The organism is Phyllobacterium sp. 21LDTY02-6, from assembly GCF_023554255.2.
In the GTDB taxonomy this organism is placed as follows: Bacteria; Pseudomonadota; Alphaproteobacteria; order Rhizobiales; family Rhizobiaceae; genus Phyllobacterium.
This window is the reverse complement of sequence record NZ_JAMJWD020000001.1, coordinates 693,316-718,863: the sequence shown is the minus strand read 5'-3', so window position 1 is coordinate 718,863 and position 25,548 is coordinate 693,316. Positions and strand designations below refer to the sequence as shown.

Below are 25,548 nucleotides of genomic sequence, written 5' to 3'. Positions count from 1 at the left end.
CGGCAATGCCACCCATGGTAACGCCCACCGATAATTTCAGTACGGAGAACAACCATGAGCCGCCCGCTTGTCATCGCCCCTTCCATTCTCGCGTCGGATTTCTCCAGACTGGGCGATGAGGTCAAATCCGTGCTCAAGGCCGGCGCTGACTGGATTCATATCGATGTCATGGACGGCCACTTCGTCCCCAACATCACGTTCGGGCCGGACGTCGTCAAGGCTATCCGCCCCTTGACCGATGCCATATTCGACACGCATCTGATGATCGCGCCCTGCGATCCATATATCGAAGCCTTTGCCAAGGCAGGATGCGATATCATAACGGTTCACGCGGAAGCCGGGCCGCATCTGCATCGTTCCCTGCAGGCGATCCGCGCGCATGGCAAGAAGGCGGGCGTTGCGATCAATCCCGCAACGCCTGAATCCGCGATCGAATTTGTGCTCGATGACGTCGACCTGATCCTGGCGATGACCGTCAATCCCGGATTTGGCGGACAAAGCTTCATATCGGGCATGCAGGAGAAAATCCGGCGCATCCGCCAGATGATCGGAGACCGCCCGATCGATCTCGAAGTAGATGGCGGAATCACCGCCGATACCGCGCCGCTCGTAGTCGCTGCCGGTGCAAACGCCCTTGTTGCGGGCTCGGCGATCTATAAGGGCGGGACAGAAGCGCATTACAAGGATAATATCGATCGCATCAGAGCATCGATCATGAAAGCAAGCTGATGGTCAAACGCCGCCTGTTGCAGGGCATGATTGCAGCCTCCGCCCTCGCCTTTCCTGTCGAGGCGGGCGCCGGCGACGTCGCCAACCTCAACATACTCGGCTTCTCCAAGGATGGCGGCATCTTCGCCTTCGAGGAATTCGGCGTGCAGGATGGTTCCGGCTTCCCCTACGCCAATCGCTATTATATCCGCACCTCGGACGACAAATTCCTTCCAGGAACGCCGATCCGCGTGCGCCTCGACGATGAAAGCGCCGATGTCGGCAAGGCGCGCGGCGAAGCCGCAACGAAGGCACAGAGCGCGACATCCTTGTCGGACGCGGAACTGCTGGCCAATAGCGGCAATACGGTGGCCCTCAATCCTGTCACCGAGCTTTCCGCCAATCCCATGGCCGTGAAGGTCAATCCTCGCCCGATTTTTCCTGCTCTCGATCCGGTTCTGGCCATTTCGCTTGACGAATTCCCCCTTGCCGCGGGTAGCAATTGCCAGAACATCGGCGATATCAAGGGCTTCAGGCTGACGCTGCAGGAAGAAACGCCGAATGCGGCGCCATCGACCATCCATGAAGACAGTTCAGTTCCGGCAAGCCGTGGCTGCCCGCTCGGCTATTCGATCGGCGCTGTCCAGACCTTCTACCCGCAATCGGGCACTCGGGTCGTTGCCGTGATGATCGCCATCCGCGGACAGGGTTTCGAAGGACCGGACTATCGATGGCTGGCCGTAACCAGGCAAAGATAGGCTGTGCGTGAAAAACTCGCGTTGAGCGCCAGCGCATCCTCTGATAGACCCCCGCTGAACCCGAACGACATCGCCGACAGGAAGAAATATGATCCCGCGCTATTCGCGGCCCGAAATGGTCGCCATCTGGTCCCCGGAAACCAAGTTTCGCATCTGGTTTGAAATCGAAGCCCATGCCTGTGACGCACTGGCGGAACTTGGCGTCATTCCCAAGGAAGCCGCAGCGACGATCTGGGAAAAAGGCGGCGCGGCTACGTTCGACATCGACCGTATCGACGAAATCGAGCGGGAGACCAAGCATGACGTCATCGCCTTTCTGACGCACCTTTCCGAGATCGTCGGCCCCGATGCCAGGTTCGTGCATCAGGGCATGACCTCCTCGGACGTGCTCGACACCTGCTTCAATGTCCAGTTGATGCGGGCCAGCGACCTGTTGATCGACGATCTCGATCGCCTGCTTGCCGCGCTCAAGAAGCGTGCTTTCGAGCACAAGGACACGGTCACCATCGGCCGCAGCCACGGCATCCATGCCGAGCCGACGACGTTCGGCGTCAAGCTGGCGCAGGCCTATGCCGAGTTCGAGCGGTGCCGCGCCCGGCTCGTCGCCGCGCGCGAGGAAATCGCCACCTGCGCCATCTCGGGAGCCGTCGGAACCTTCGCCAATATCGATCCGCGCGTCGAGGAACATGTCGCGAAGGCATTGGGCATGAAGGCCGAGCCGGTCTCGACGCAGGTCATTCCGCGCGACCGCCATGCCATGTATTTCGCGACCCTCGGCGTAATCGCCTCGTCGGTCGAGCGGCTCTCGGTCGAGATCCGCCACCTGCAGCGCACCGAAGTGCTGGAGGCGGAGGAATATTTCTCGCCCGGCCAGAAGGGCTCCTCGGCCATGCCGCACAAGCGCAACCCCGTCCTGACGGAGAACATGACCGGCCTCGCCCGCATGGTTCGCGCCTTCGCTCTGCCGGCCATGGAAAATGTCGCGCTCTGGCACGAACGGGACATTTCCCACTCGTCGGTTGAGCGCATGATCGGGCCGGATGCGACCGTCACGCTCGATTTTGCCCTGGCTCGCATGACGGGCGTGATCGAGAAATTGCTGGTCTATCCCGACAACATGCTCGCCAACATGAACAAGTTCAGGGGCCTGATCCATTCCCAGCGCGTGCTTCTGGCGCTGACGCAGGCAGGTGTCTCGCGCGAGGACTCCTACAGGCTGGTTCAACGCAATGCGATGAAAGTGTGGGAACAGGGCAAGGACTTCCTCGAGGAACTGCTGGCGGACCAGGATGTGCGGGCCTCATTGTCGGAGGCCGACCTTCGCGAGAAGTTCGATCTCGGCTACCACACCAAACATGTGGAAACGATATTCAAGCGCGTATTCGGCTGAATGATCGAGGCAAAATGAACGAAAAACCCGCAATCCGGACCGGATCGCGGGTTTTCCTGCATTCGGCTCAGCGAATCTATCGATAGTCCCAGAAGAAGCGTTCCGATTCCCGGCGCGCCTCCCGCGGCGCGACGCCGATATCGCGCAATTGATCATCCGTGAGTTCGCTCAGGTGGATCCGGGTACGGCGCTTCATCATTGCAGTGCCGATCCAGTCGATCACGGCAATCAGCCTGCCCTTGAACGGTGTTCGCACGGCCGTACCGATTGCCACGCCATCGGTACGGGCGTTTGCACATTCATCGGCACAGATTGTATCAATTGTACTCATTTTGCGGTCTCCAAAGCACAGTTCCGCAGTAAATTGTCTGCATATTCTGCGATTGCAGTCATGTATTGACTCAATTCAACACGCAATATATTCATTGTTACCATGACAAATTGGCTTCCAAATCTGGACAATGACCCCGATCAGGGCCGCAAGGGCCCGCTCTACCTGCGCCTGGCGGAGCGAATAGAGGCCGACATTGCCGGTGGAATATTGCCGCCGGGGACGAAACTGCCGCCCCAGCGCAATCTCGCCTTCGATATCGGCGTTACCATCGGCACGGTCGGGCGCGCCTATAATCTGATCCGTGAGCGCGGCCTCGTCAGTGGAGAGGTGGGCCGCGGCACCTATGTGATGGATCCGAAGGCAGCGGGGCTTGTTGCACCCGCCAGTCCGAGCGAGCCCTTCGGTGGAACACGCTCGACCTTCGTCCATTCCGGGCTGATCCGGCTCGACAGCACCGCCGCAGTGGAAGTGGGCCAGGCGGAACTCATGGGCTCCACGCTCACCGAGATCACGCGGCAGCACCCGAACGAGATAGCGAGCTATTCGCGTAGCCTGCCCGCCTCGTGGCGCGATGCGGGCGTCAGATGGCTCTCCGGCGCAGGCTGGTCACCGGACGGTGAAAGCGTCGTTCCGACACTCGGCGCCCACTCCGCAATATTGGCGGCGATTGCTGCCGTCACCGTGCCGGGCGACAAGATTGCCTTCGAGGACCTCACCTATTGCTCGGCCGCCCGCAGCGTCAATCTGATGGGCCGGCGCAGCATCATCATGCACACGCAGAATGGCAGCGCCACGCCGGAGGATTTCGAGCGCCTTTGCGCCCAGCAGCACCCGAAGCTCGTCTTTCTCATGCCATCGCTGCACAATCCGACGGCATTCACCATGCCCGAGGACTATCGCCGTGCGACCGCCGAGATCGCGCGCCGCTACAATGTCTGGATCATCGAGGATGAAATCTATGGCTCGCTGGTCGAGGACGGTCATGTAAAGATCGCAGCCTTCGCACCCGAGCGCACATTCGTCATCGGCGGCATGTCGAAGTCGGTCGCGGCCGGCCTGCGCGGCGGCTGGGTCGCCTGCCCTCCGCATCTCGCCGCGCGCGTGCATACGGCCCATAAGATGGTGACCGGCGGCCTTCCCTTTCTCATGGCGGAACTGACGGCGCGGCTGGTCAATTCGGGCGATGCGGATGAAATCCGCGCGCGCGTCCGCAATGAGGTGAGGAGCCGGGGCGCCATTGCCCGCCAGGCTCTTGCCGGTATCGAATTCAGCACGCAGCCCCTGTCAGCCTTCCTTTGGGTCAAGCTGCCGGATCCCTGGCTGTCGGCGACCTTCAAGAACGCGGCCTTGAACGAAGGCGTCCTTATCGACGACGAGGATGAATTCAAGACCGGCCGCACGGAGAAAACGTTCCACCGCGTGCGGCTCGGCATTACCGTTCCCGGCAGCGGCGAGGAACTGAAGAACGGGCTGACCGTGCTTCGGCGGCTGATGGTGACGGACAATGCCAGCTATGACAGCTATTCGTAGCGCCAGGCCGCGCTATCGCCAACATGCGACGGTCCCTTCACTCTTCTTCGAGCATTTCCTTGACGGCCGTGGCGAGCTGCTTCAGCGAGAATGGCTTCGGCAGGAAGCCGAACTTGGCATCCTCGGGAAGGTTCTTGGCGAAGGCATCTTCGGCATAACCCGAGACGAAGATGAATTTTATGTCGCCATATTCCTTGCGTAGCTCGCGCAGCAGCGTCGGCCCGTCCATTTCGGGCATCACCACGTCGGACACGACGATATCCACCTTGCCGTCCAGTTCCTTCATGACCTCGAGCGCCTCGACGCCACTGGAAGCTTCATGGACCGTATAGCCGCGTGATTGCAGGGCGCGCAGCCCGCCGATGCGCACGGCATCTTCGTCTTCCACCAGCAGCACGGTCGCCGACCCGGAAAGATCCTTGGGCTTGTCCTGCTTCTTCTCCTTCTTCGGAGTCTCGATGACAATGGTTTCACCCTCGGCATTGAGCTGCGGCATGGGCTGCCCCTCCACATAGCGCGGCAGCAATATGCGGAAGGTCGATCCCTTGCCGAGTTCAGATACGGCGTGGATGGAACCACCCGTCTGCTTGATAATGCCATAGACCATGGAAAGCCCGAGGCCCGTCCCCTTGCCCACCTCCTTGGTGGTGAAGAACGGCTCGAATATCTTGGCGATGACGTCCGGCGCCATGCCGGTGCCTGTGTCCGAGACTTCGACGACGACATATTCGCCCGGGAGCACGTCCCTGTTGTTGAGCTCCATGCTTTCCGCTTCGGTCATGTTGCGCGTACGGATGGTGAGTTCGCCGCCTTCAGGCATGGCGTCGCGCGCATTGACGGTCAGATTGACGATGACCTGCTCGAACTGGCCGAGATCGGCGCGGACTGGCCAGAGATCGCGGCCATGTTCGATCTTGAGGCTGACCTGTGTACCCGCCAGTCGAGTCAGCAACATGCGGACATCGGCGATGACATCGGTAAGGTTGAGCACTTCCGGCCGCAATGTCTGGCGACGCGAGAATGCCAGCAATTGCCGCACCAGCGAGGCAGCACGGTTGGCATTCTGCTTGATGTTCATGATGTCGGCGAACGAAGGGTCCGAGGCGCGATGGTTCGACAGGAGCAGGTCCGACGACATGATGATCGCCGTCAGGACATTGTTGAAATCATGGGCGATGCCGCCCGCAAGCTGCCCGACCGCCTGCATCTTCTGGCTCTGCGCCATCGTCGCTTCGAGCGCCTTCTGCTCCGTCGTTTCCACCACGGAGACGATGGCCGCTTCTTCTGCGCCCTCTTCCGCACCGGCATCGAAGACCGGGCTGATATAGAAGCGCAAATGCCTGTCCTCATGGCCCGGAATGACCGTATCGACCGGCGAAATCTCGGCTTTGCCCGCAAAGGCGGCGGCAAGCGCCCGGTCGAAGGCATCGCGGTCGCGCTCATGCACCACCGTCTCGAGCGGGATGCGGCGATCGATCTCGTCGCGGTCTACGACAGGGGCGAACAGGCCGAGGAAGCGCGCATTCGTCCGCAATATCTTGCCGGTGGCGTCAACGGCGGCAATGGCCATGGAGGCCGAATTGAAGAAGCGGGTGAAGCGGACTTCGGCGGCGCGCAAGGCGGCGGACGTGTCCTCGCCCTCCGCACGGTTGAGGACGATCGTCCGCGTCGGTCCACGGCGGCCATCGCGATGTATTTGCACACGGTGGTAGAAGCGGACGGCGAGGCTCTGACCATGGGCCGTGGCAAGATCGAGATCGATGACGGTGTTGCGGCTGGTGCCGGGTTCGGTCCGGACGGCATCCAGCAGGGCCATGCCATTGCCGGCCACGATCTCGCGCACCGTCATGGAACCGGGAGTAAAGCGGGTCAGGTCGATGCCGAGCCAGTCGGCAAGCGTGGCATTGACATAGATGATGCGGCCTTCCGGGTCGGCCGAGAAGAAGCCGGCGGGAGCATGATCGAGATGGTCGATTGCCTCCTGTATATCCTGAAAATAGCGCTCCTGCTCGGCCCGCTCCGCCGATATGTCGGCGATCTGCCAGGCATATACCGGCGTGGTCTGGTCGGGAATTCCGGCGACCGCACGCGTTTTGACGCGATACCAGGTCGGTACCGGCTCCCGCGCCGGGTCCAGCGGGCGCGACAGGCGTATTTCCACCTGCCCCGCTATCCCGTCCCGGACCGCATTGGCGAGGCGGTAGATCGGGTCCGACGCCGCCGCTTCGCCGGACAAGATATGCTCGACCGGGCGCACGTCGTCGGCGCCAGTGGCACCGGTGAGCTGCGCATAGGCCCGGTTGGCGTAGACGATGCGCCCTTTCTGGTCGCAAACGACGGTTCCTTCGGGATAGGTGTCGACGAAAGCACGGGTAAGTTCGTCGCTCGTGCCGCGCGGGGTGAACTGGATGACATTGATGGCCGAACCGAACAGGTAGAAGACGCCGATCATGGCGAGCAGCCCCAGAAGGCCGAGCAGGAATGGCTGGCCGAGTTGATCGCGGTAGACGAAATACAGCACCGCCACGCCGATCAGCAGCGCCCCCAGCAGAACCAGCCGCAGGCCGGCCCGGTTTGCCTTGGTCTTCGCTATGATCGGCTCAGGATATAGATCGCTGTTCGTTTCTTGAGACATCCGTCTCAAACCCCTTCTTCCCTCAGGCTGGCGCGCCCATTCGAATCGGTTGGATCATATCTGCGCCAAAGGTAAAACCCCATCCCCCGCAGGAAGTCCGTTATTCCACGATTATCGGGCCGGACCGCATGGGCACGCAGTTGCATACCAATGGCCAAGCCGTTACTTTCAGCCGATTAATTCTGCCACGAGCGGCCTGAGCATCAGGCAAAGAAGCAATCTGCCCGCCTGCAAACGTTGAGCCAGGCGGGGTGGGGAAAACGCATTCGACCAGCATATGAGGGATTTCCCTGTCGCCTCATTTCCATCAAATTAATAGGTTCCGGCACTAATGTCATGTAAACATATGCTTCGAGCCCGCATTGGGGAGCATGGTTTCGGGTTAGAGATCGCAGAGGAGACTCGTCATGAATGCCTGGCTTGCAACTATCGTCGGTGATCGAGCCGCGCCTATCGTGGGCTTCGTCCTATTGTTCGCCCTGGTCATCGTCCTGCTCCTTCTCGTCTTCGGCATATTGCGCCGGTTAACGGGCGGAACCTTCGTTGCCGGCGGCCGAAACCGGCAGGTCAGGCTTTCCGTCACCGATGCAGCCGCGGTCGACAATCGACGTCGTCTGGTGCTCGTTCGCCGTGACGATGTGGAGCATCTCATCCTGATCGGCGGCCCTACCGACGTGATCGTCGAGCAAAACATAAGGCAGTTCGCCAAGGCGCCGCGCAGTGAGCCGGTGGCAACGGCGCCAATTGCGGCGCCCGAACCCGATCTCAAACCTGAGCCCAAGCCGGCGGAAACGCCGCAGCGCCAAGCGCCACAGGCAGCGCCTGTCGAAGCGGCAAGACGGCCTGCGCCCCAGCCGAGGCAATCCCAGCCGGTATCTCCGCCAGCCTCGTCCGCACCGGAGGCAGGCGAAGAGGATGCGCCCCGCATTCCGATATCGCCGGTTCCATCGGCACCAGTGACGCCGTCCGCTGCCCCGCGCGTCAATACGCCAGCGCCGATTGCGGAAGCAGCAGCGCCCATGCCAAGCATAGCGGCGCGCGATACCGGAACCGGATGGGAGAAAAGCAGCACTCCAGCCCCTTCCTTCACGGGCGAACCGCGTCCGCAGTCCCCGGCAATGCCGCCGCGGCCAAGGATCGAGCCGATCAGCGAGCCGAGGCCGACGACGGCCGCCGCCTTTCCGTTCAGCCTGCGCGACAGCCCGCCCGCCGAGCCTGTGCAAGGCTCGTCCCTTGATGCGGTGACGCCTGCCAAGGACGAGGACAGGGTCAATCTTGGCGAGGTCGATTTCGACGACCAGTTCGACAGCGACTCGGATGGCGAGCTCCACATCGCTCCAGGCAAGGACGAGGCGCCGAAGAAAACGGATGAAATCGAAGACGAAATGGAGCGTCTGCTTGGCGAACTTTCGCGCGACGAAAGGCGCTGAGCCTCCAGTCCGATGCAGCGGTCATAAAAAAAGCCCGGCGAACCGGGCTTTTTTCTGTATCAGTCGTCGCGATAGACCTTTTCGCGCCGTTCGTGGCGCTCCTGCGCCTCGATCGACAAGGTGGCGATCGGCCGGGCATCCAGCCGCTTCAGGCTGATGGGATCACCGGTCTCTTCGCAGAACCCGTAGGTCCCGTCGTCGATCCGTTGCAGTGCCGCGTCGATCTTCGAAATCAGCTTGCGCTGACGGTCACGCGCACGCAATTCGATCGCTCGGTCTGTTTCCGAGGAAGCACGGTCAGCGATGTCCGGTAGATTTGCATTTTCCTGCTGCAAGATCTCAAGCGTTTCGCGCGCCTCCCGCAGGATATCGTTTTTCCAGTTGATCAGTTTTTCACGAAAGTAGGATTTTTGCCGATCACTCATGAAGGGCTCGTCATCCGTGGGCTTGTAGTCAAGATCGATAAGCTTATTCATCATTGAATCACCCTGCACCTATGAGACGCGAGGAGGCCTATATATGTCGTGTCAGATTGGCACACAACTACAAAAGCATAAGAGGTCGGCCACATCTCCCTACGAATACGCTCAAAATATCAGCAAAGTTCCGTAAAATTATCGTTGCAGCGGCCGAAATCGGACCAAATTGATCATTTTTAGTGGCGTGGGCATGCGCAGCAGACCAGGCGATGCTCGCAATGGATGCACGGAGCATATTAATTTCGCAGTATGGTTGTGCACATTTTTTTGATCGGCCGGGCTGTTTCCCGGCGCGCAAAGCAGGCAATTGCCTCTGCGTGAAAAGCGTGCAACGCTCATCCGGAGGGGGGTGCCAATGAGTAGAGTCTTCCTGTTGCGGCATGCAAAAGCTGTCTGGCCGACCACCGGCCAAAAGGATTTCGATCGAACGCTCGACAAGGACGGCATCGACGCAGCGCGAATGCTGGGCGAGACGATGCGGCGAATGGAGCTCATTCCCGACGTCATCCTGTGTTCGCCGGCAATCCGCGCCCGCCAGACGCTCGAACATGTCGATATCACGCCGCGCCTGGCGCATCAGGAGGCGGAAAAACTCTATTCGGGCGGCCCGGACGCCTATCTCCTCGCCGTCCGCATGACCGGCCTCGAATTCGACCAGGCCCAATCGGTAATGCTTGTGGGACACAATCCCATGATGGAGGAAATGGCGACCGCGCTGGCCGGGCGCGGCGATCCGCCTACCCATCCAAGTTTCGTGCCGGGATTTCCCACCGCCGGGCTTGCCGTGATCGAGTTCGACGCGCCCTTGCAGGATGTCCGTCCCGGCCACGGCATATTGCGGGAGTTCCTGTCGCCATCCGAGCACTTATGAGCGTGAATTCTTGTCTTTAGCGGGCCGGTGCCCCATATGGGCGAGGCATCAACCTCTCAAACGCCGCCACAGGATATAAATTTGGGAACGCTGACCACACTGACCGACGAAGCAAAGATTGCTCTGGACACTTTGTCGGACCGTACGGCTTCACTGGTTTCTCCTTCCCTGCGGCTCGGCGTTACCGGGCTTTCGCGCGCCGGCAAGACCGTGTTCATCACCGCACTTGTCCATAATCTGCTCCATGGCGGCCGGCTGCCGCTGTTCCAGGCGCAGAAGTCCGGACGTATCGCCCGAGCCTATCTCGAGCAGCAACCCGATGATGCGGTTCCGCGGTTTCAATATGAAGACCATCTGAACGCACTGCTCGACGAGCGAATCTGGCCGGATTCGACCCGCGCCATCTCCGAATTGCGGCTGACGATCGAATATGAGTCCGCCTCGATGTGGAACCGCATGTTTTCCGGCGGCAAGCTCTCGGTCGATATCGTCGATTATCCTGGCGAATGGCTGCTGGATCTGCCGCTTTTGAACAAGTCCTATGCCGAGTTCTCGCGGGATTCGTTCGAACTGGCGCAATTGGAGAGCCGCAAGGACCTTGCCGCGGCATGGCTTGCCGCCGCGGGCGCCGTTGATCCGGCTGGCGACGCCAACGAGATGACGGCGCAAGGGCTGGCCAAGGCCTTTACCGATTATCTTCGCGCCGGCAAGGCGGACGAACGCGCGCTGTCGACCCTGCCACCCGGCCGCTTTCTCATGCCCGGCGACCTGGATGGTTCGCCTGCCCTGACCTTTGCGCCCTTGCCGTCCCTTGGCGATGGCCGCACCAAGCCGGGATCGCTGGCCGCGATGATGGAACGGCGTTACGAGGCCTACAAGACCCACGTCGTCAAGCCATTCTTTCGCGAACATATTGCGCGTCTCGACCGACAGATCGTCCTTGTCGATACGATGCAGGCAATCAATGCGGGTCCCGCCGCCGTCGCCGATCTGGAGCGGGCGCTGACGGAGATATTGTCGTGTTTCCGTCCCGGCGTGACCAACTTCCTGACTGGTCTGGTCCAACGCCGCATCAGCCGGATATTGGTGGCGGCGACGAAGGCCGATCAACTGCATCATGAAAGCCACGACCGGCTGCAGGCGATCGTGCGCCGTCTGGTCGACCGGGCAATCTCCCGCGCCGATTTCTCGGGCGCGCAGGTGGATGTCCTTGCCATGGCAGCTGTCCGGACGACCAGGGAAGCAACCGTCACGCAAGGAAAGGACGTTCTTCCGGTCATCGTCGGTACGCCCATCGAGGGCGAGACGATCGGCGATGAAGAGTTCGACGGAAAGACGGAAACCGCTATATTTCCCGGAGACTTACCCAAGGATCCTGATTCGCTTTTCGAAGGCCCTGTCGCCGAAGATGCCATGGTCAGGTTCGTGCGTTTTCGCCCGCCGAAACTCGAGCGGACCGCGGAAGGCTATACGCTCTCCCTGCCGCATATCAGGCTGGACCGGGCAATCGAGTTCCTCATCGGAGATCGCCTCGCATGACCGACAAGCGCAAGCCGGCATCGTTCCGCGTCGACAGTTCCCCGAATGAGGAGGCCCCAGCCACCAGCGAGCCTTCCGCGCCGCGCCGACCGACTGCGATAAAGGATCTCGCTGTCGTAACGCCATCTGCGGTCGACATCTTCGATCTCGACCCCGCCGCCGCGAACGAACTCGATGCCTTGACGCCGCCGCCGGCGCTTCCGAGGCGCAGGCGTCTCTCCTTTGCGGCGGTCTTCACCGGCGCGCTCGGCATATTGGTGTCGTTTGGTGTGGGCTTGTGGGCCGACAATCTGATCCGGACGCTGTTCGAACGCGCGCCATGGCTCGGCTGGGTCGCACTGGCGGCAACGGTCGTTGGCGCTCTCGCGCTCTTTGCCTTCCTTGCCCGGGAGGCGCTGGCGCTGCTGCGGCTGGCGACGGTGCAGGAATTGCGCGTCGAAGCCGCGCGGGCGGCCAGCGACAATGACGTGCGCCAGGCCAAGGCCGCCGTGGCCAAACTCGTCGGCATCGCCGAGACGCTGCCCGCCACCGCCAAGGGCCGCGCCATGCTGCATGAGTTGCGCGATGACGTGATCGACGGGCGCGACCTCATAAGGTTGAGCGAGGCCGAGCTGTTGCGTCCGCTCGATCGCCAGGCGCGGGAACTGATCCTGGCGGCCGCCAAGCGGGTATCGATCGTGACGGCCGTCAGTCCGCGTGCATTGGTCGATGTGGGCTATGTCGTCTTCGAATCGGCAAGGCTGATCCGTCGCCTGTCGGAACTCTACGGCGGAAGGCCGGGTACGCTTGGCTTCCTGCGGCTGGCGCGCAATGTAATCGCCCATCTCGCCGTGACCGGCACGGTCGCGATGGGAGACAGTATCGTTCAACAGCTCGTCGGCCATGGCATCGCCGCCCGCCTCTCCGCCCGTCTTGGCGAAGGCGTCATCAATGGCTTGATGACGGCCCGCATCGGTATATCGGCCATGGATCTGGTCAGGCCCTTCCCCTTCCAATCGGAGAAGCGCCCCACGATCGGCGATTTCATCGGCGATCTCGCCCGCATCGGCGGCGTCAAGAAACCCTGATAGCTGGCTGCCAATCGCCGCCTCCGGCCTGGTTCTGCCATTGACAAAAGGTGCCGCCGCTTGAATAAACACGCTTTGCCGTAACCGTGGCAACCAACCATTAACCATTCCGGACGATGATTGGCCCAACGATCCATTCCAATGATTTGTGTTGAGTCCGTTCAATGAAAACAAGCGTTGCAGCCGCCGCCCTCTCCCTGTTTGCCTGCTCGCTTATGGCAATGACGGCCCATGCCAAGGACAAGGACGCGGAATTCTTCCAGACCATCGAAGGCCAATGGGTGGGGCCCGGCGAAATTGTCGCCGGCAAGTACAAGGGCACGAAATTCACCTGCACGCTGGACGGTTCGACACCAACAGCAGCAACAGGCATGACCCTCGATGGAAACTGCCGCGTCGGCATCTTCAATCAGCCGATGAAAGCAACGGTCGTGCGCACCGGAAACAGCTACAAGGGCAGCTTCCTTGATGGCTCCGCCGGCAAGGGTCTCGACATCACCGGCGGCAATGTTTCGGGAAATCGCGTCGTGCTCGCCATCAGCCGCAAGCAGCTGAGCGGTGCGATGCAGGCGAAAATGACCGGCGACAACAGCCTCAACGTCACGATATCCGTACGTCTCGAGGACCAGATGATTCCGGTCGTCGGCATGTCGCTGAAGCGCGTCGATGAGACCGCTGTCGGCAGCATCGCCAAGAACTGATCCCGACCAGGATCAGCCTGACTGCCACCATTCGTCGCCCGGCGTGATCCTCTCTATGCCGGAAGCATCCGAACGGGATGCCCATTCGGCGATGGAAAGACCCCCGACGACCAGATCCGGCGCTATGTCGGCAAGAGGAACCAGCACGAATGCGCGTTCCGTCATCCTCGGATGCGGCAGCGTCAGTTCCGGCTCTTCGAGAACGCCGATTCCTTCATAGACCAATATATCCACGTCGATGACACGTGGCCCCCAGCGTTCGAGCCGCTCCCGTTTCAATTCGAGTTCGATATCGAGGCCCACACGCAACAATTGCTGCGGAGAGAGTGTCGTCGCAATTTCGGCGCAGGCATTCTTGAAAGCCGGCTGGTCCGTCTTGCCCCATGGCGGCGTCATATAAACCGGCGACACCGCCCTCACCGTCGTATCGTCGCGTCCATCGAGGCTGCGCAGGACCTTGCTCATGGCCTTGATCGGATCGCCGAGATTGCCGCCGAGGCCCAGCCACGCGCGGTTCATGCCCTCCCACCCCTTTGATTCCGGGCTTCGAGGATGGCATCGGCCAGCGCCAGTGCTTTCCTGCTCATGGCAACGTCGTGGACGCGGAATATCTCGGCGCCGGCCAGACGCAGAATTGCGGAGGATGCCGCCGTGGCGACGTCGCGCTCATCGGCCTCCCCGCCCGAAACGCCGCCAAGGAACCGCTTGCGCGACGTGCCCGCCAGGAACGGAAAGCCGAAGGCCGACAATTCCGAGAAACGATCCATCAGCGCGATGTTCTCGGCCGTATCCTTGGCAAAGCCGAAACCAGGATCAAGAACGATCTGGTTCTCTGCGACACCGGCAAGTCTGGCGATCTCGAGCGAGCGATTCAGAAAGAAGAACTGGTCGGCGATCACGTCAGGGTCCCGCTCCCGCTCGCGTCCCGTGTGCATGATCACCAGGCCCGCCCCCGTCCGGGCGGCAAGATCGGCAATGGCAGGTTCGCGCTGGACGCCCCAGACGTCATTGACGATATGGGCGCCCGCCTCCACGGCCAGCCGCGCGGTTTCCTCCCGGTAGGTATCGACGGAAATGATGATATCGGTTTCCTTGCTAAGCGCCTCGATGACCGGGAGCACCCGTGACTGCTCGACCGCCGGTTCCACCCTTGTTGCGCCGGGCCGCGTCGATTCTCCGCCGACATCGATGATCGAAGCGCCCTCGCCGATCATCTTGCGCGCGCCAGCCAGCGCTGCCGGAATGGATAGATGCAAGCCGCCATCGGAGAAGGAATCGGGCGTGACGTTCAATATGCCCATGAGCAGGGCCCGTTTGCCGAGCGTCAGAGAGCGACCATGCGCCAATTGCCATTCCCGTTCCATCAGCCGCGCCTCCAATACATCGTTGATTGCCTAAGCCGTTTTTCAACAGAACCGCGTCTACGTCAATTCATCGGCAAGGTTTTTGACGCTAAGCTGTCGATGAGGCAGACTGGCCATGATCAAGGGAAGTTTTCAATGCGTATCCGGGCCAGAATATTTGCATCCGTCTGTGCTGCCCTCATTGGCTCGGCAATGACGCTGACCGCGGCCAATGCGGCAACCGTGCTGCGAAAATACCAGTATTTCCCGATCAACGGGACGACCGCCAGCGATCTTGACCGCGAACTCGGGCGACGCGGCCCGATCTTGCGCAAGACCGGCGCCAGACATCCCGGGATGACGCGGATGCGCTTCGACAGCAAGGTGAAATTCGCGTCGACCGCCAAAAATTGCCGGGTTGTCGATGCCGATATCATCGTCCATGCCAATGTCTACCTGCCCCGCTGGAAGCAAAGGCGCACCGCAAGGACGGATCTGGCGCTGATCTGGGATACGCTTTCAGCCGACATCAAACGGCATGAGGAGAGCCATATCGCCATCGCCCATACGGCGGCGGGCGATATGGAACGGCGGATCAAGGCCCTGCACTGGCGCAGCGATTGCGTGAAGATGAAGGCCGACGTCGACAAGATCACCGCGCGGCTGCTCAAGGAGCACGACGCCGCGCAGGTCCGTTTCGACAGGGTCGAAAGCATCAATTTCGATGCCCGTTTCGAGCGTCTGCTGGCCTATCGCATCATTCGCGAGTTCGGCAGCCATTGATTCCCGACCGCATCGGCGTCAACTGACGCCGAGCTTCTTCTGCAGGCTCGTTGATGACGTCGTGTACTGGAACACCACCCGCTCGCCCGGATTGACGATGCGTTTGGCTGCCTGGGTCATGAGGGCAGCTTCATGGAAGCCGGAAAGGATGAGCTTCAGCTTGCCCGGATACCAGTTTATGTCGCCGATGGCGAATATTCCGGGTTCCGACGTTTCGAATGTTTCGACATTCACCGGAATGAGATTCTCGTGAAGATTGAGGCCCCAATCTGCGATCGGGCCAAGCTTCATCGTCAGGCCGAAGAAAGGAAGCAGGCGGGTCGTGGGGATTTCGACCTCCCCCTCCGAACCCTTGATCACCGCATGGGAGAGCTGGCCATCGGCGCCCTTCAGGCCGGCGACCTGCCCCAATTCAAAGCGAACGCTGCCACTCTCGACGAGTTCGAACATCTTCTTCACGCTGTCCGGCGCAGCACGGAATTCCGCGCGCCGGTGCACGACGGTCAGGCTGCGTGCGATCGGCTGGAGGTTCAGCGCCCAATCGAGCGCTGAATCGCCACCACCGACGATCAATATGTCCTGGTCGCGGAACTCTTCCATGCGGCGGACGGAATAAAAGACGCTCTTGCCCTCATATTCCTCGATGCCCGGCACAGGCGGCCGCTTTGGCTGGAAGGAGCCACCCCCGGCAGCAATCACCACGACCTTCGCTTCGAAGACTTCGCCCTCGTCGGTCTCGACATGGAACGTCCCGTCTTCCTGGCGTTCGAGCTTTGTGACCATGCGGTTGAAATGGAACTCGGGCGAAAACGGCTTGATCTGCTCCAGAAGCTTCTCGGTCAGTTCGTGGCCGCTGATCACCGGCCAGGCCGGGATGTCATAAATGGGCTTCTCCGGATAGAGCTCGGCACACTGCCCGCCGGGACGATCGAGAATGTCGATGAGGTGGCATTTCAGATCGTAAAGACCAAGCTCGAACACGGCGAACAAGCCGACAGGCCCTGCTCCAATGATCACAACATCGGTTTTTATCATCTCGCTCATCACAACGTCCTCGTGCCGGGAATGATCTGCTGGCGCAGAATGTGGGGGATGGCTGGCGTGCAAGCACGCGGGCTGCCGTTCGCGTAGCGATTGTGTCTGGTCAGGTCAAGCCGGAGAACCGGTTGTCTGGCGTCAAAACCGGCTGCCGAGGAATTATCTCAACAGCCGGTGAGGAATTTTCAAGGGAAAGACGGCGTCGCCAGTGTCAGGACTGCCGCTCGGGAACGTGGACCACCAGGCCGTCGAGCTCGTCCGATACGCGTATCTGGCATGACAGGCGGGAATTGGGGCGCACATCATAGGCAAAGTCGAGCATATCCTCTTCCATCGCCTCGGGATCGCCCGTGGTGCTCGTCCACTCCTCGTCGACATAGACATGACAGGTCGCACAGGCACAGGCGCCCCCGCATTCGGCGTCTATGCCCGGCACCGCGTGGCGGATGGCGTTTTCCATGACGGTCGAGCCATTTTCTGCTTCCGCCTCGATGCGTGTGCCGTCGAATGCGACAAATGTAATCTTCGCCATTATTAAAGTGTCCTGGTCGAGAAATTTACCGCTGACATAGGGCTTTGAACGGCCAAGTCAACTGTACTCCCTGACGCAGGGCCCGCGATGCCCGGGCAGCTTTTAGCGGGTAATGGCTGCTATATAATCCCGGGCCGCATCGATCGCCGGCCGCAGCGCCTTGACATTCTTCGCATCGGCAGGCGCGTTTTCCACAGCCTCCGCCAGCTCGGCCACTCCAAACGCGCCGATGGCCTCCGCCGACCCCTTGAGCGAACGGGCAAGCCGCACGCGCTCCTGTGCATTCGCCTGGAGCAGGCGATCCACGATGCCGCATGTCTGACGGGAAAACAGGTTCAGTATCTCGGTTTCGAGGGCTCTGTTGCCGAATGTTTCGCGCGTTAGATGAACAAGATCAATCGGTCGGTTACGCGCCGGTTGCGATCGCTCGCCACCCGGCGAAGCGAAGGCCATTGATGCTTGTAGTGCCATTGAATATTCTCCTGAACGCTTTTACAACTGAACGAACACAGTCCCCCATTGCACCTGCTTCTAGGTTAAAACGAGGCAGAAAAGCCCCCGAAATGGCGTGCTATGGTGAACACCTGGTAAATTTTTTCCGGCAAATGAAATTTGTCGCGAGCTTCAAAAATTAACCTTGTGTTTAAACTTTTAAGCATTTCGGGATTCCATTGTTTCTTTCCAATCCATGTGCCAGTACATTAGGATAGCGGCGTAAAGAGTATGGCGCGGCAGGCTTCGCATGTGGCCGCCGTCCAATATTGTGAGGTAAACATGGCCACAGCCCCAAAAAACAAGGCGTTCAAAGCCGAAGACGAACTCGGAGAAGCCCTTGAAAAGGCCCTGGAAATCGACTTCGACGAGTCGACGCTCGGGATGGATATGGACCTGTCGCCAATCGATGATGATGACATCCTTTCCCTGAACGATCTCGAAGAGCAGATTTCCCAGGCTGCCCAGGAACTGGCGGCCGAGAAATTCGACACGAACAGCGAGCCAGAGGCCGAGCCTGTAAAACTGTCCGAGCCTCAGCCCAAGCCGGCCACGGCTGAAATCGCCGCGATTCCCCTTCCTGCGCCAAAGCCGCAGATCAAGGCCGCAAATCCCATTCCGGCTGCTCCTCCTGCCCCTCCGAAGGCCCCGGCAGTACCGGCGCAGCCATCCTTCAGAGCGGCCAACGACGATCTCCTACAGGCATCGAAAGCCTCGCGCTCCGCATCGTCCCTGCCGCAGCCGCGCTCCTATGGCCTCATCACTGCCGTGGTCAGCGCTGTCTGGGCAGCTGGCGTATTGGCGCTCGGCCATGCACTTTACGGCTCCTCGCTGTGGTCCATCGGTTCGCTGTCGGACTTCGCGGCGCGCCCGCATGCAATCGGCATTGCGGTGGCGATTGTCGTTCCGATCATGCTGTTCTTCGCCTTCTCCATGATGATCAGGCGGGCACAGGAAATGCAGTACGCTGCGCGGTCGATGGCCGAAGCGGCGATGCGCCTTTCCGAGCCGGAAATGCTTTCCTCCGATCGCGTGGCCTCGCTCGGCCAGGCCGTGCGTCGCGAGGTGGCGGCCATGAGCGAAGGCGTCGAACGCACGCTTGCTCGCGCCGTGGAACTCGAAACCCTCGTTCAGACCGAAGTCAACCAGCTGGAGCGCGTCTACACCGACAATGAATATCGCATCCGCACACTGGTCGATCGCCTGGGCGGCGAGCGCGAGTCGGTCATCGGCCATGCCGAGCGCGTCCGGGCGTCGATTTCCAGCGCCCATGAACAATTGAAGGACGAACTCTCCCAGGCGGGCGAATCGCTGCGCGATCATCTTGCCCATGCCTCGACCAATCTCAGCATGTCGATCAACCAGTCGGGCGAATCGCTCATCGACCGGCTGACGCAGGGTGGCCAGGCCATCGCGGAATCGATCGTATCGCGTTCCGACGATATATCAAACAAGATCAGCACTTCCGGCGAAGCCTTTGCAAATCTTCTGGAAATGCGCATCGCCGCCCTGTCGGAACAGACCGATTCCGTGACGATGAAGCTGGCGGATACGCTCGACGGGCGTACCAACAGCATGTTGTCGCTCCTCGGCAACGCAACACAGACGCTGGTCGGTGAGTTCGACAGCCGCCTTGCCGGCCTCGATACGACGATCAACGAACGCGGCCGTTCGCTTCTCGCCGAGTTCGAGACGCGTGCGCAGGCGCTCGATACCAGCACGGAACGCCTCAATTCGGCACTGGAAGCGCGTGCGCGCCAGATCAACGAGCAATTGATAGAGCGTACCCGCGATATCGCCCGCACCTTCACCGACGGACGTGCGTCGATCGACGGTATTGTCGATGAGACAAAGGCGAAGATCGGCAACGACCTTTCCAGCCTTTCGGAGTCGGTCGGCAGCCTGCTTTCGACCAATACGGCAGCATTTGCCGAAAAGCTGGCCGAAAACCGCGAAGCATTGGCGGCGACGCTCGCCGGCGAGACCGAACGCGCCGCATCGATCATCAGGGACCAGGCCGGTCAGATCGGCGACCATACGTCCAACCTGAAGACCATCCTCGAGAGCAGCACGTCTGCTATCGGCCAGATCATCGAGGGTCATGGCAATGCTCTCGAGACAAAGGCTGCGGGCCTGCGCGCTTCCCTTGAAGACAATGATGCCCGCATCGGCGCGGCACTGGAGCAGCATACCAAGGCTGTCGAGGAGCGGACGTCCGGCATGCATGCCGCATTCGCCGATACGGATAGCAGAATCCGCGCCACGCTCGACGAGCATGCACGCAATATCGATCTGCGCAGCGCCAACATAGAGACGGCGCTCCAGGCAACCGACGCCAAGATCGGGCAGACGCTGGAAGCGCATGCCAAGATCATGGACGACCGGACCTCGGGCATGCGCTCGGCCTTCGTCGAGACTCATGCCAAGATCGCGCAGACCCTGGACAAGCACAATCAAGGCCTTGACGAGCGCAATCAGGAGATTCAGCTCGCTCTCAGCAATAGCAATGCCCAGCTTGGCGAAACCCTCGCCGCCCATACCCAGACGATCGATGCACGCAATGCGGAGATCCAGGCAACCCTGCTCAACAGCGGCACCCAGATCGACGGCACGCTCGGCAGCTTCCTCGAATCCGTGGACGAGCGCACCAATCGCATCGAACTGGCGCTCAGCAACAGCGACGCCAAGATTGGCGATGTGCTCGCCTCCCATGCCAGCACGATCGAGGAACGTACGGCCGGAATCGGTGCTGCGCTGATCAACAGCGATTCCCGCATCAGCGAGATCCTGTCGTCCCACGCAAGCTCTATCGACGAACGCACCGCAGGCATCGAGCAGGCCCTTGTCAACAGTGACGAGCGTATCAGCCAGACGCTTGCCGCCCACGCCTCCGTGCTCGACGAGCGTGCTTCGGGTATCCAGGCGGCGCTGGAGCACACACATGTGCGCATCGGCGAGACGTTGGCGAAGCATGCCAGCGATATCGAGGACCGCGCTACCGGCATCCGTTCCCTGCTCGATAGCAGCAACGGCCAGATCGGCGATACGCTGTCGCTGCACCTCAACGCTCTGGATGAACGCGCAGCGGCCATCCGCGCGGCGCTGTCGGAAAGCGACTCCCGCGTCGGCGACACGCTCAACGATCATGCGAACCAGTTGGAGCAGCGCATTGCCGGCATTCGTGCGGCGCTCGAAAAGGGCAATGCCGAACTCGGAACGGTCCTCGACGCGAAGTCGGAGGCCATCAACAGCCGTACTGCAGAGCTACAGACGGTCCTGCAGAACAGCTCCGAAATCCTGGCCAAGGCATTCGAAAGCCACGGCGGAACGATCGACGAGCGGACCAATACGATGCAGAACGCACTGGCGATCGGCGTGGAAAACGTCCGCAAATCACTCGAACAGAGCGCGTCTGTCGTTGCACGCAGCCTGCGCGACAAGATTTCGGAGGCCGCCTCGTCGCTCTCCACCGAAGCGCAGAAGGCCGGAGAGGCGCTCGACGGCCATGGCGAAGCTTTCAGCCAGCGCATGGTGGAAAGCCTGAGCGAAACCGAGAAGCGTCTCGGCCAGCGTGCGACCGAAGCTGCCGCCAACCTCGAGGCACTCGAGGCGCGGTTCACGGCGGCAACGGACAGCACGGCGTCCAAGCTCGCCGAGAGCACACGCCAGCTGAACGAGGTTCTTTCCGCCCGTTCGCAGGAAATCCTCAGCATTCTCGACAATACCGCCCAGCCGCTGGTCGAAAGCCTTGCGGACAATGGACGCACGCTCGCATCGCAGCTGGTCGAGGCCACCACCTCGGCAACGGAGCGGCTGCGGGTAGAGAATGCAGCGCTCATCAACGCGATCGCCAGCCGCACCGCGGAAACCATCACCGCCGTTCAGGCAGCCAAGGCAGGCCTGACGGACGATGTAAGCAATCTCATCGATCGCCTGTCGTCGTCGAATGCCAAGCTGGGCGAACTTATCGACATGGCCACGAAGAACCTCGGCGATATTGACGGCCGCCTGCTGGATACGACGACGGCCTTCGCCGAGAACGCGACCAAGGCCGCGGAATCGTTCGAGAACTCGACGCGCCTGATCGACGGCAATATGGGCAAGCTTTCGCATCTGTCGAACAGCACGCTCACGGATATTGCCTCCATCGCCAAGCGCTTCGACGAGCATGGTGCGATGCTGAGCAACGCGGCCGAACTGATCAATGCTTCCCAGTCCAACCTCGCATCCACTTTCGATGACAGGCAGGAAGCGCTTCAGTCGCTGGCAGCAGGTCTCGTCGCCAAGTCGGAGATGATCGAGAAGAATATGCGCTCCTTCGAAACGCTGGTGGCTTCTGCCTTCGATCGGGCTGAAGGACGCGCGTCGCAGACGACGGAGCAGATTCGCAACTCGATTTCGGAAGTCGTCGAACAGGCTTCGCAGAAGTTCGCCAATGCGACGGATGAAATCCGTCGTTCCTCGGCGGCGATCCGCACGGAACTCGAGCAGACACGCGCCGAACTGCAGCGCGGCGTCATGGACATGCCAGAAGAAGCCAAGCAGTCCACTGCGCAGATGCGCAAGGCCGTGGCGGAACAGATCAATGCGTTGAAGGAACTTTCGGAAATCGTGCAGAAGTCCGGCCGCCTTACCGATGTCGGTGAAGCCCGCGCCCAGCGCGCTGCACCGGCAAGAGCGGCGGTCGCTGCGGCTCCGCAGCCGCAGGTCGCCGCACCGCGTCCCGCCCCTGCCGCTCCCGCACCGGCGGCACCCGCCATGCGCGGAACGATCGACACGCGCGGCAATGCCGAGCAGCCACGTGCCGGCGGCAATGGCTGGGTGTCGGATCTTCTGCGGCGCGCATCGACCGAAGAGAGCGACGCGGCTGCCAAGGCGCCCGCCGGCCGCACGCCGGGCCAGGTGGTCGAATCCCTCAACTCACTGTCGGTCGACATCACGCGTGCCATTGATCATGATGCGTCTGTTGAACTTTGGCAGCGTTATCGGGCGGGCGAGCGCAACGTCTTCACGCGTCGCCTCTATACGCTGAAGGGCCAGCAGACCTTCGACGAGATCAAGCGCAAATATCAGTCCGACAGCGAATTCAAGCGCGCTGTGGACCGCTATATGGATGATTTCGAGCGCCTGCTGGAAGATGTGACGCGCAATGATCGTGACAATACCACGACGCAGAATTACCTCACATCGGACACGGGCAAGGTCTATACGATGCTTGCCCATGCCAGCGGACGGTTGCGCTAAGCGCCGGCTCGACGAGCCACAAACGTAAAAAACGCGGCTTCGGCCGCGTTTTTTGTTTAGCGATGAATTCAGGGGAGGATGAATTCAGGGGAGCCCGGCGCCTCGGCAAGGCATCTGCGGCTCTATCCCAACCGATCTACTTTTGACTAAATGACGGACAGCGTCCAGCGGACGATCTCGCCGCTCACATCGTCGAAGGCCCGGTCAAGCGCCGCGACGTAGGATGCGTTGCCGCCCCCCGCGACCGGCGCTGCCGAACGGAAGACGCGGGTTGCGCGCACCGTGCCGTTCTTGTCGTTGAGCACCTTGACGGCAATCTCGACGACAGCGGTTTCGCCAGCTGACGCATCGATGTTGAATGTACGGATATTGGTGATGATCTGGTAATCGATCGCGAGGCCGTCACCCGGACGCCCTACTCCGCCGAGGCGGCCTGTCCCTTCAAAGGCCTGGGCCAGGCGCGACTGTACGATATTCGGCAGCCGATCCGCCCACTGCGCGCCCTTGAGGAACGATATCGAATTGGGGCCGGACCTTACGACGATATTCTCGCCATCCAGCGCCTTGAGCGCCGATGGGGCAGCGATCAGTATCTGCCGACCCTGCTTCCTCGAGGCTGTTATCTCCGGCGTTGCGGCCGAGAGATCGAACGTATCGAGCTTTTTCGCGCTGGCGCATGCAGTAACGGAAAGGGCAACAATCAAAGCTGCAATGATTTTTTGCGAACTCACCGATTCAACCCATCCCTGCACAGCAATTCTTAATTCACGTTAATGATATGGGCACGAGCGAAAGTCAACGCCGCGTGCGGCCATCATATTCCGGCACATTGCCGCCGCCCCCGAAAATCACCCTCTGCGGATTCTTTTCGAGATCGCTGATGGCGCGTTCGATCCGCTGCACGGATTGCCGGCTTTCATTGACCAATGACTGCACGTCGCGCAGGCCCTGCCCCGAAAACCGGTTGAGATTGTCGGCAATCGGCCCAAGCCGCGTATTCAGATTGTCGGCAACGCTGCGATAGGATTGCAACGTGGCGCGCGCTTCCCGAACGATGCTGCCATCCTGATCGGAAAGCTGCAGATCGAGCTTGGCCAATACACCATCGACGCGGGTCGAAGCCGCATTGAGCCGCGTCATCATCTCCCGGGCTTCGCGCACGAGGACCTGCACATCCTCCGCGCTGCGGCTGAACTTGTCGATGACGTCCGAATTCTTGGCGAGGGCATCGGTGAATTTCTTCGTATTGTTGACAGTATCGACCAGCGGTCCCTTTACCTCGGTGATGAAACTCTCGATCGAACCAACCGCCGTCTCGACACGCTCCAGGATGGTTTGCGCCTTCTGCAGCAAATTGTTGACGACTGAAGGATCGGCATCGATGCGCGCGACGACATCTTCCTTCGCCGCCTCTTCCAGAAGCTTCGGCTCGTAGAGCTTGCCGCCCTTCAATTCGATGAAGGCCTGCCCCGTGAGGCCGGCAAAGCCCAATGTGGCCTGGGTAGAGCGGGTTATCGGCGTCGATGCGTTCACTTCCGCCTGAGCGATGACGGCATCCGGGTTCTTGTCGTCGATCGACAAGCGGCGGATGGTGCCAACCTTGATGCCGTTGAAGAGCACCTGGCTGCCATCGGCGAGACCCGTGACGGAGCCAAGAATCCGGATTTCCAGCGTTGCGGTCTCCGTCTTGTCGCCATAACGGGCGATCCAATAGACGAATCCGAACGCGAACAGACAGACGACCAGCGTGAAAATTCCGACCAGAACGTAGTTTGCCTTGGTTTCCATCGATTATTTCGCCTGCCCGTGCAGCCCCGCTGGTGCCGTTTCTGTTGTGGCCGCGCGTTCGGACCGACGCAAATTCTCGCCCGCCGGCACGATCTGGCGGGCTCGCTTTCCCTGGAAATATTCCTTAACCCAAGGATCGTCAAACGCCAGCATATCGTCGATCGTTCCTTCCACGAGCACCCTTTTCTTGCCCAATACCGCGATTCGGTCGCATACCGCGAACAGACTGTCCAGATCATGCGTGACCATGTAGACCGTCAGGCCCATCGTATCGCGCAAATTCGCGATAAGTTCGTCGAATTCCGCGGCACCGATCGGATCGAGCCCCGAGGTCGGCTCGTCGAGGAAGACGATTTCCGGATCCAGCGACAAAGCCCGGGCCAGCGCCGCGCGCTTGATCATGCCGCCTGAAAGTTCCGACGGGAATTTGTCGGCCGTATCCGGCTTCAATCCCACCAGGTCGATCTTCAGCCGGGCAAGTTCGTCCATCAAGCGCGGCGGGATGTCCAGATATTCCCGCATCGGTACCTGAATGTTCTCGAGTACGGTGAGGGATGAAAACAGGGCGCCGTGCTGGAAAAGCACACCCATGCGCATGTCCACGGCGAGTTTTTCCTGCTCGCTGGCATGATCTATGTCGTGGCCGAATATGCTGATGCTGCCGTTCTGCTTCTGGTTCAACCCGAGGATCGTCCGCATCAGCACCGATTTTCCCGTGCCGGAAGCGCCGACAAAGCCGAGGATTTCACCGCGATAGACGTCGAGATCGAGGTGATCAAGGATTTGCGCCCGGCCGAACGAGACGCTGACATCCTTGACCGAGAGGATTACCTCCCTGGTCGTCGTGTCTCCATCCGGGTTCTGCTGTTTCGGGTTCATACCGCTC

At 60.8% G+C, this 25,548-nt stretch carries 22 protein-coding genes; 11 read left to right on the top strand and 11 right to left on the bottom strand.

Going from position 1 to position 25,548, the window contains the following annotated elements; all coding sequences use genetic code 11:
• Window positions 1–54 precede the first annotated feature (54 nt).
• The 3 genes from rpe to purB all read left to right on the top strand — a co-directional run bounded on the left by rpe (window position 55) and on the right by purB (window position 2,856).
• Window positions 55–729, top strand: coding sequence for a ribulose-phosphate 3-epimerase (gene rpe / locus M8997_RS03395; RefSeq protein WP_250013660.1), 675 nt, complete (start codon window positions 55–57; stop codon window positions 727–729).
• Window positions 729–1,466 (top strand): DUF2259 domain-containing protein, encoded by a 738-nt coding sequence (locus tag M8997_RS03390; RefSeq protein WP_250013656.1) that lies wholly within the window; start codon window positions 729–731, stop codon window positions 1,464–1,466. Before rpe ends, M8997_RS03390 begins: the two co-directional genes overlap by 1 nt.
• A gap of 88 nt (window positions 1,467–1,554) precedes the next feature.
• On the top strand, window positions 1,555–2,856 hold the full coding sequence (purB, locus tag M8997_RS03385) for an adenylosuccinate lyase (protein ID WP_250013653.1): 1,302 nt from the start codon (window positions 1,555–1,557) through the stop codon (window positions 2,854–2,856).
• 76 nt (window positions 2,857–2,932) lie between these two features.
• Here the strand turns inward: purB and M8997_RS03380 are convergent, their stop codons facing one another.
• On the bottom strand, window positions 2,933–3,187 hold the full coding sequence (locus M8997_RS03380) for a DUF1127 domain-containing protein (protein WP_250013650.1): 255 nt from the start codon (window positions 3,185–3,187) through the stop codon (window positions 2,933–2,935).
• Between the two features lie 102 nt (window positions 3,188–3,289).
• Here M8997_RS03380 and M8997_RS03375 point away from each other — a divergent pair, with 102 nt between their 5' ends.
• The gene (locus M8997_RS03375) at window positions 3,290–4,720 is read left to right on the top strand and encodes a PLP-dependent aminotransferase family protein (RefSeq protein ID WP_250013647.1); all 1,431 of its coding nucleotides are present in this window, start codon (window positions 3,290–3,292) and stop codon (window positions 4,718–4,720) included.
• Between the two features lie 37 nt (window positions 4,721–4,757).
• Here M8997_RS03375 and cckA read toward each other — a convergent pair whose 3' ends face one another.
• A complete protein-coding gene (cckA, locus tag M8997_RS03370; protein ID WP_250013644.1) occupies window positions 4,758–7,355 on the bottom strand; it encodes a cell cycle histidine kinase CckA in 2,598 nt (865 codons plus the stop codon).
• Window positions 7,356–7,762: 407 nt separating this feature from the next.
• Here cckA and M8997_RS03365 point away from each other — a divergent pair, with 407 nt between their 5' ends.
• Window positions 7,763–8,785 carry a flagellar biosynthetic protein FliO gene (locus M8997_RS03365; protein ID WP_250013641.1) on the top strand — a complete coding sequence of 341 codons (1,023 nt, stop codon included), beginning with the start codon at window positions 7,763–7,765 and terminating at the stop codon, window positions 8,783–8,785.
• A 59-nt stretch (window positions 8,786–8,844) separates the two neighbouring features.
• Here the strand turns inward: M8997_RS03365 and dksA are convergent, their stop codons facing one another.
• A complete protein-coding gene (gene dksA / locus M8997_RS03360; RefSeq protein ID WP_091877580.1) occupies window positions 8,845–9,261 on the bottom strand; it encodes an RNA polymerase-binding protein DksA in 417 nt (138 codons plus the stop codon).
• 358 nt (window positions 9,262–9,619) lie between these two features.
• Between dksA and M8997_RS03355 the strand changes: the two genes are divergently transcribed.
• The 4 genes from M8997_RS03355 to M8997_RS03340 all read left to right on the top strand — a co-directional run bounded on the left by M8997_RS03355 (window position 9,620) and on the right by M8997_RS03340 (window position 13,442).
• Window positions 9,620–10,135 carry a histidine phosphatase family protein gene (locus M8997_RS03355; protein WP_250013638.1) on the top strand — a complete coding sequence of 172 codons (516 nt, stop codon included), beginning with the start codon at window positions 9,620–9,622 and terminating at the stop codon, window positions 10,133–10,135.
• An 81-nt stretch (window positions 10,136–10,216) separates the two neighbouring features.
• A complete protein-coding gene (locus tag M8997_RS03350) occupies window positions 10,217–11,674 on the top strand; it encodes a YcjX family protein (RefSeq protein ID WP_250013635.1) in 1,458 nt (485 codons plus the stop codon).
• Window positions 11,671–12,741 carry a YcjF family protein gene (locus tag M8997_RS03345; RefSeq protein WP_250013633.1) on the top strand — a complete coding sequence of 357 codons (1,071 nt, stop codon included), beginning with the start codon at window positions 11,671–11,673 and terminating at the stop codon, window positions 12,739–12,741. Before M8997_RS03350 ends, M8997_RS03345 begins: the two co-directional genes overlap by 4 nt.
• A 164-nt stretch (window positions 12,742–12,905) precedes the next feature.
• Complete coding sequence (locus M8997_RS03340; protein ID WP_250013631.1) at window positions 12,906–13,442, top strand: hypothetical protein; 537 nt, start codon at window positions 12,906–12,908, stop codon at window positions 13,440–13,442.
• Window positions 13,443–13,454: 12 nt separating this feature from the next.
• Here M8997_RS03340 and folK read toward each other — a convergent pair whose 3' ends face one another.
• Together folK and folP are read right to left on the bottom strand one after the other, a co-directional pair.
• Window positions 13,455–13,961 (bottom strand): 2-amino-4-hydroxy-6-hydroxymethyldihydropteridine diphosphokinase, encoded by a 507-nt coding sequence (folK, locus tag M8997_RS03335; RefSeq protein WP_250013628.1) that lies wholly within the window; start codon window positions 13,959–13,961, stop codon window positions 13,455–13,457.
• Window positions 13,958–14,806: a dihydropteroate synthase gene (gene folP, locus M8997_RS03330; protein ID WP_250013626.1), complete on the bottom strand. Its 849-nt coding sequence runs from the start codon at window positions 14,804–14,806 to the stop codon at window positions 13,958–13,960. The genes folK and folP overlap by 4 nt, the downstream gene beginning before the upstream one ends.
• A 135-nt stretch (window positions 14,807–14,941) precedes the next feature.
• Between folP and M8997_RS03325 the strand changes: the two genes are divergently transcribed.
• On the top strand, window positions 14,942–15,568 hold the full coding sequence (locus M8997_RS03325; protein WP_371929481.1) for a DUF922 domain-containing Zn-dependent protease: 627 nt from the start codon (window positions 14,942–14,944) through the stop codon (window positions 15,566–15,568).
• Between the two features lie 18 nt (window positions 15,569–15,586).
• On the opposite strand, the gene M8997_RS03320 is transcribed toward M8997_RS03325, so the two are convergent.
• The 3 genes from M8997_RS03320 to M8997_RS03310 all read right to left on the bottom strand — a co-directional run bounded on the left by M8997_RS03320 (window position 15,587) and on the right by M8997_RS03310 (window position 17,609).
• Window positions 15,587–16,612 carry an NAD(P)/FAD-dependent oxidoreductase gene (locus M8997_RS03320; RefSeq protein ID WP_250013620.1) on the bottom strand — a complete coding sequence of 342 codons (1,026 nt, stop codon included), beginning with the start codon at window positions 16,610–16,612 and terminating at the stop codon, window positions 15,587–15,589.
• Between the two features lie 205 nt (window positions 16,613–16,817).
• Complete coding sequence (locus M8997_RS03315; RefSeq protein ID WP_250013618.1) at window positions 16,818–17,138, bottom strand: 2Fe-2S iron-sulfur cluster-binding protein; 321 nt, start codon at window positions 17,136–17,138, stop codon at window positions 16,818–16,820.
• Window positions 17,139–17,240: 102 nt separating this feature from the next.
• On the bottom strand, window positions 17,241–17,609 hold the full coding sequence (locus M8997_RS03310) for an Hpt domain-containing protein (protein ID WP_250013615.1): 369 nt from the start codon (window positions 17,607–17,609) through the stop codon (window positions 17,241–17,243).
• Between the two features lie 303 nt (window positions 17,610–17,912).
• Between M8997_RS03310 and M8997_RS03305 the strand changes: the two genes are divergently transcribed.
• Window positions 17,913–22,874 (top strand): kinesin, encoded by a 4,962-nt coding sequence (locus M8997_RS03305; protein ID WP_250013612.1) that lies wholly within the window; start codon window positions 17,913–17,915, stop codon window positions 22,872–22,874.
• Window positions 22,875–23,020: 146 nt separating this feature from the next.
• Here the strand turns inward: M8997_RS03305 and M8997_RS03300 are convergent, their stop codons facing one another.
• The 3 genes from M8997_RS03300 to M8997_RS03290 all read right to left on the bottom strand — a co-directional run bounded on the left by M8997_RS03300 (window position 23,021) and on the right by M8997_RS03290 (window position 25,541).
• Entirely contained in the window at window positions 23,021–23,605 is a 585-nt protein-coding gene (locus tag M8997_RS03300) for an ABC-type transport auxiliary lipoprotein family protein (protein ID WP_371929480.1), read from the bottom strand.
• A gap of 64 nt (window positions 23,606–23,669) precedes the next feature.
• Complete coding sequence (locus M8997_RS03295) at window positions 23,670–24,662, bottom strand: MlaD family protein (protein ID WP_250013610.1); 993 nt, start codon at window positions 24,660–24,662, stop codon at window positions 23,670–23,672.
• Between the two features lie 3 nt (window positions 24,663–24,665).
• Window positions 24,666–25,541: an ABC transporter ATP-binding protein gene (locus M8997_RS03290; RefSeq protein WP_250013608.1), complete on the bottom strand. Its 876-nt coding sequence runs from the start codon at window positions 25,539–25,541 to the stop codon at window positions 24,666–24,668.
• Window positions 25,542–25,548: the final 7 nt, after the last annotated feature.

Bases quoted from the DNA above. Each gene is read 5' to 3' on its own strand.
- M8997_RS03390 (WP_250013656.1), top strand. From the start codon at position 729: ATGGTCAAACGCCGCCTGTTGCAGGGCATGATTGCAGCCTCCGCCCTC.
- folK (WP_250013628.1), bottom strand. From the start codon at position 13,961: ATGAACCGCGCGTGGCTGGGCCTCGGCGGCAATCTCGGCGATCCGATC.
- dksA (WP_091877580.1), bottom strand. From the start codon at position 9,261: ATGAATAAGCTTATCGATCTTGACTACAAGCCCACGGATGACGAGCCC.
- M8997_RS03340 (WP_250013631.1), top strand. From the start codon at position 12,906: ATGAAAACAAGCGTTGCAGCCGCCGCCCTCTCCCTGTTTGCCTGCTCG.
- M8997_RS03305 (WP_250013612.1), top strand. From the start codon at position 17,913: ATGGCCACAGCCCCAAAAAACAAGGCGTTCAAAGCCGAAGACGAACTC.
- folP (WP_250013626.1), bottom strand. From the start codon at position 14,806: ATGGAACGGGAATGGCAATTGGCGCATGGTCGCTCTCTGACGCTCGGC.
- M8997_RS03310 (WP_250013615.1), bottom strand. From the start codon at position 17,609: ATGGCACTACAAGCATCAATGGCCTTCGCTTCGCCGGGTGGCGAGCGA.
- M8997_RS03355 (WP_250013638.1), top strand. From the start codon at position 9,620: ATGAGTAGAGTCTTCCTGTTGCGGCATGCAAAAGCTGTCTGGCCGACC.
- M8997_RS03295 (WP_250013610.1), bottom strand. From the start codon at position 24,662: ATGGAAACCAAGGCAAACTACGTTCTGGTCGGAATTTTCACGCTGGTC.
- rpe (WP_250013660.1), top strand. From the start codon at position 55: ATGAGCCGCCCGCTTGTCATCGCCCCTTCCATTCTCGCGTCGGATTTC.
- M8997_RS03365 (WP_250013641.1), top strand. From the start codon at position 7,763: ATGAATGCCTGGCTTGCAACTATCGTCGGTGATCGAGCCGCGCCTATC.
- M8997_RS03290 (WP_250013608.1), bottom strand. From the start codon at position 25,541: ATGAACCCGAAACAGCAGAACCCGGATGGAGACACGACGACCAGGGAG.
- M8997_RS03375 (WP_250013647.1), top strand. From the start codon at position 3,290: ATGACAAATTGGCTTCCAAATCTGGACAATGACCCCGATCAGGGCCGC.
- M8997_RS03380 (WP_250013650.1), bottom strand. From the start codon at position 3,187: ATGAGTACAATTGATACAATCTGTGCCGATGAATGTGCAAACGCCCGT.
- M8997_RS03315 (WP_250013618.1), bottom strand. From the start codon at position 17,138: ATGGCGAAGATTACATTTGTCGCATTCGACGGCACACGCATCGAGGCG.
- M8997_RS03345 (WP_250013633.1), top strand. From the start codon at position 11,671: ATGACCGACAAGCGCAAGCCGGCATCGTTCCGCGTCGACAGTTCCCCG.
- cckA (WP_250013644.1), bottom strand. From the start codon at position 7,355: ATGTCTCAAGAAACGAACAGCGATCTATATCCTGAGCCGATCATAGCG.
- M8997_RS03320 (WP_250013620.1), bottom strand. From the start codon at position 16,612: ATGAGCGAGATGATAAAAACCGATGTTGTGATCATTGGAGCAGGGCCT.
- purB (WP_250013653.1), top strand. From the start codon at position 1,555: ATGATCCCGCGCTATTCGCGGCCCGAAATGGTCGCCATCTGGTCCCCG.
- M8997_RS03325 (WP_371929481.1), top strand. From the start codon at position 14,942: ATGCGTATCCGGGCCAGAATATTTGCATCCGTCTGTGCTGCCCTCATT.